The sequence below is a fragment of the Micromonospora phytophila genome (genome assembly GCF_023656545.1).
GTDB lineage: Bacteria > Actinomycetota > Actinomycetes > Mycobacteriales > Micromonosporaceae > Micromonospora > Micromonospora phytophila.
This window is the reverse complement of record NZ_JAMOKF010000407.1, coordinates 1-4,187: the sequence shown is the minus strand read 5'-3', so window position 1 is coordinate 4,187 and position 4,187 is coordinate 1. Positions and strand designations below refer to the sequence as shown.

4 protein-coding genes are annotated in these 4,187 nt (G+C 72.7%); 2 read left to right on the top strand and 2 right to left on the bottom strand.

Annotation, left to right across the window (positions count from 1 at the left end):
* The coding region (locus NCC78_RS28420) for a glycosyltransferase (protein WP_250798359.1) at positions 1 to 422 on the bottom strand (422 nt) is incomplete at its 3' end.
* 162 nt (positions 423 to 584) lie between these two features.
* Here NCC78_RS28420 and NCC78_RS28415 point away from each other — a divergent pair.
* Complete coding sequence (locus NCC78_RS28415) at positions 585 to 1,139, top strand: arsenate reductase/protein-tyrosine-phosphatase family protein (protein WP_250798358.1); 555 nt, start codon at positions 585 to 587, stop codon at positions 1,137 to 1,139.
* Here the strand turns inward: NCC78_RS28415 and NCC78_RS28410 are convergent.
* Positions 1,120 to 2,583 (bottom strand): tyrosine-protein kinase domain-containing protein, encoded by a 1,464-nt coding sequence (locus tag NCC78_RS28410; protein ID WP_250798357.1) that lies wholly within the window; start codon positions 2,581 to 2,583, stop codon positions 1,120 to 1,122. The genes NCC78_RS28415 and NCC78_RS28410 overlap by 20 nt on opposite strands.
* Positions 2,584 to 2,929: 346 nt before the next feature.
* Between NCC78_RS28410 and nhaA the strand changes: the two genes are divergently transcribed.
* On the top strand, positions 2,930 to 4,187 hold a 1,258-nt coding region (gene nhaA, locus NCC78_RS28405), incomplete at its 3' end, for a Na+/H+ antiporter NhaA (protein WP_250798356.1).

Here is a 4,187-nt window from a genome sequence, read left to right as displayed (position 1 = left end):
TCGTGCGTCCAGACGTCCGGCACGTGCAGCACGGTCGGCACCCGGGTCAGCAGGCGCAGCAGACCCGCCGCGGCGAAGGCGGTCGCCGGCGGCTGGTGGACGTAGAGCGCGTCGACGTCGGCGAGGAATGCGCGTCCGGTCACCGTGACGCTGGCGGCGAAGGACAGGTAGCCGGCCATGCGCGTGCGCAGCGACCCGTCACCGCCGGAGTACCGGGGAACCCGCCGCACGGTCAGCCGCTCGCTGCGCGTCTCGTGCCGCCAGCGCTGCCGCCAGCCGGGGTAGACGTGCCCGCCGGGATAGTCCGGGAAGCCGGTCAGCACCCGTACCTCGTGGCCCCGGGCGGCCAGTTCCTCGGCGAGGCTGCCCGGGATGAACGCCGGCTCGGGCGGGAAGTGGTACGACAGGATGCCGATCCTCATCGGGACGCCTCCGCCCGGCCGCGGCGCTTCGGCGCGGCACCGTGACTCCGACGCGTCCGGTCCGCGTACGATGCCGACATCCCCTCCGCGGTCGGCCACCACCACCGGCCGACCGCCGTCGCGGCGGTGTCCCCCGCGACGGCACCGACGAGAGGGGTCCACATGGTCGACCGGGTGCTGTTCGTCTGCCACGCCAACCTGTGCCGGTCACCGATGGCCGAGTACATCGCCCGCCGGTTGCTGGCCGGGCGGCCGGTGACGGTGGCCAGCGCCGGCACCGATGCCCGCGACGACCTGCTGATGCACCCGTACGCCGCGGAGGTGGCGGCGGAGACCGGCGCGGATCCGGCCGAGTTCCGCAGCCGGAAGCTACGCCGCGAGCACCTGATCGGCGCCTCGCTGGTGCTGACGGCCACCCGGCGGCAGCGGTCGATGTGCACCGCCCTGGCGCCGGCCGCGCTGCACCGGACGTTCACCCTGCGCCAGTTCGGCCGGCTGGCCGCCGCGGCCGAGCCGGCCACGGGCCCGGCGGGCGAGGAGTTGCGGGCCGCGGTCGAGGCCGCCGCCCGCGCCCGGGGGCGGTTGCAACCCGCCACCCCGGACGCGGACGACCTGCCGGACCCGGTCAGCGGCACCGCCGCCGACTTCCGCCGCTGCGCCGAGGAGATCGAACGGTCGATGCGACCCCTCGCGGCGCTCATCGGGACAGCCGGGTGAGTTCCTGCGTGCGGTCGCTGACTCCGTTGACCCCCGGGTGCTCGGCGTGCCGGGAGGTCGAGGCGCGCTCCGCCGGCACGTCCGGCGTCCCGGCCGACGTGACCACCCGGTAGGCCTCGTACTGGTACGCCTCGGCCTTGGGCATCTTGGCCATGTTGAGCACACAGCCGAGCAGCCGGACGGAGACCGAGTGCAGCGAACGGGCGGCGGAGGCCACCTGACTGCGCGAGGTACGCCCCTGCTGCGTCACCAGCAGCGCGCCGTCGGCCTGCACGGCCACCACCACACCGTCGGTGACGGCCAGCAGCGGGGCGGTGTCGATGATGACGATGTCGGCCGACTCACGCAGGGCAAGCAGCAGGTCCGCCATGGCCTTGGAGCCGAGCAGCTCGCTCGGGTTGGGCGGCGCCGAGCCGCTCGGCAGCACCAGCAGGGACTTGTCGCCCCAGCGCTGCACCACGTCGCCGACCTGCACGTCGCCGACCAGCACGTCGGTGAGCCCGACCCCGTCGTCGATGCCCAGGTAGTCGGCGACCTTCGGGCGCCGCAGGTCCGCGTCGACCAGCAGCACCCGCCAGCCCGCCTCGGCCAGGGCGATGGCCAGGTTGCAGGAGAGCGTCGTCTTGCCCTCGCCCTGCAGTGCGCTGGTCACGGCGATCACCCGGGCGGGCTCGTGCACGTCGACGAAGCGCAGGTTGGTGCGCAGCTTGCGCACCGCCTCCGCCCGGGCCGAGTTGACCGCGTCGCCGACGATCAGCGGGGACGCCTTCGCCGTGCTCTCGAACGGGATCTCGCCGAGCAGCGGGCTGCCGGTGGTGCGTTGCAGACCGGCGGCGTCGCGCATCCGCACGTCGGCCAGGCCGCGCAGGATCGCCAGACCGATCCCCGCGAGCAGCCCCAGCAGGCCGCCGATGGTGAAGTTGCGGACCGGCTGCGGCGAGACCGGGGTGGAGCTCACCCGCGGCCCGCTGACCACCTCGATCTTGATTGGGCCGGCCTTGCCGTCCTGCGTCGTCTCCACCTTCTGCACCAGTTCCACGAACTTCGCGGAGAGGCTCTCGGTGACCTTCAGCGCGCGGTTCTGGTCGGTGTCGGTCACGGAGGCGCGCAGCAGGACCGTGCCGGTCTCGGTCGAGGTGCTGACCCGGCGCTGGATCTCCTCGGCGGTGAGCCCGACCGGGTTCTCGGCCACCACGCTCTGCGCCAGCCGGTCGCTGGTGAGCAGCTCGGCGTAGGACTTCACGCGTTGCTGGAGGAAGAGGCCGCCCTGATAGGCGTCCGTGACCCCCTGGCTCGGCGTGGTGACGAAGAAGGTCACCGAGGCCACGTACCGGGGTTTCGTCCGGACGGTGATCCCGACGGTGACGCCGAGGGCGACCATGACGGTCAGGAGCACGATCCACCAGTGCCGACGCACGAGGCGGAGTTGGCGGTACAGGTCCATCAGGCGCGCCTCCGTAGCAGGCCGGTAACGCCAAAGAACTTCACGAAAACCCCCAAGGTCGACTTAATCTCGTGAAACCATTAAAGCGACTCATTACGCCTTTCGTTCCGACTTGCGTATTTTCGACGCCGGGCATCCGTCCGACCACAACCGACAAACGGATGCCCGGCTCGGTCGGACGCGGGGCCGCAACGGTGAATCCCGGGAGGGACCCGGCGGGGTGAGCGCGGCCGGGCTGCCCGGTTCGCGGCTGCGGGCACCGGCGGATAGGGTCGGAACCGGTGTGCCGGGAAGTCTGGTCGGCGACGATCCTTGCCGTCTTCACGACCCTGAGGTGAGCTCGCGCATGACCGACCGCACCCCGCCCACCGGCCGCTCCGGCTCGTCGACCCGCCGGCTCTTCTCGCGTACGTCCTGGCCGGAGGCCCGGTTCCTGGCCGACGTCCTGCGGACCGAGACCGTCGGCGGCGGGCTCCTGCTGCTCGGCGCGGTGATCGCCCTGGTCTGGGCGAACACCCCGTGGGAGGCCTCCTACCGGGCCCTGGCCGCGTGGGTGCCCTGGCCGGGCGGCGAGGCGCTGCACCTCGACCTGAGCCTGGCGACGTGGGCCGGCGACGGCCTGCTCGCGATCTTCTTCTTCGTGGTCGGGCTGGAACTCAAGCGGGAGTTCGTCGCGGGCGAACTGCGCGACCCGCGGCGCGCGGCCCTGCCGGTGGTGGCCGCGATCGGCGGCATGGCGCTACCGGCGCTGATCTACGTCGCGGTCAACCTGACCGCGGGCGGGAACGGGCTGCGCGGCTGGGCCGTCCCCACCGCGACGGACATCGCCTTCGCCCTGGCGGTGCTGGCCGTGATCAGCTCCCACCTGCCGCAGGGGCTGCGGGCGTTCCTGCTCACGCTCGCGGTCGTCGACGACCTGTTCGCGATCACCATCATCGCGATCTTCTACACCGACGACTTCAGCCCGCTGCCGCTGCTCGGGGCCCTGGCGCCGATCGCGCTCTTCGGCCTGCTGGTGCAGCGCCGGCGGACCTGGTGGTGGGCGCTGATCCCGCTCGCCGTGCTCGCCTGGAGCCTGGTGCACGCCTCCGGCGTGCACGCCACCGTGGCGGGTGTCCTGCTCGGCTTCACCGTGCCGGTGCTCAGCGGCAGGGACGGGGACACCCACGGCCTCGCCGAGCACCTGGAGCACCGATGGCGGCCCGTCTCGGCCGGATTCGCCGTGCCGGTCTTCGCCTTCTTCGCCGCGGGCGTGTCTCTGCGCGGCGCGGACCTCGGCGCGGTCGTCACCGACCCCATCGTGATCGGCATCGTCGCCGGCCTGGTACTCGGCAAGGCCATCGGGATCTTCGGCTCGACGTTCCTGCTGGCCCGGTTCACCCGGGCCGAGCTGGACGAGGACATCACCTGGTCGGACCTGCTCGGGGTCGCGCTGCTCGCCGGCATCGGCTTCACGGTCTCGCTGCTGATCGGGGAGCTGGCCTTCGGCGCTGGCAGCGCGGCCGACGAGAACGTCAAGGTCGCGGTGCTGACCGGCTCGGTGGTCTCCGCGCTGTTGGCCACGGTCGTGCTGGTCCGACGCAACGCCGCCTACCGCCGGATCG

Excerpts from the sequence above, each read along its gene's own strand:
- NCC78_RS28415 (WP_250798358.1), top strand. The coding sequence starts at position 585 with ATGGTCGACCGGGTGCTGTTCGTCTGCCACGCCAACCTGTGCCGGTCA.
- NCC78_RS28410 (WP_250798357.1), bottom strand. The coding sequence starts at position 2,583 with ATGGACCTGTACCGCCAACTCCGCCTCGTGCGTCGGCACTGGTGGATC.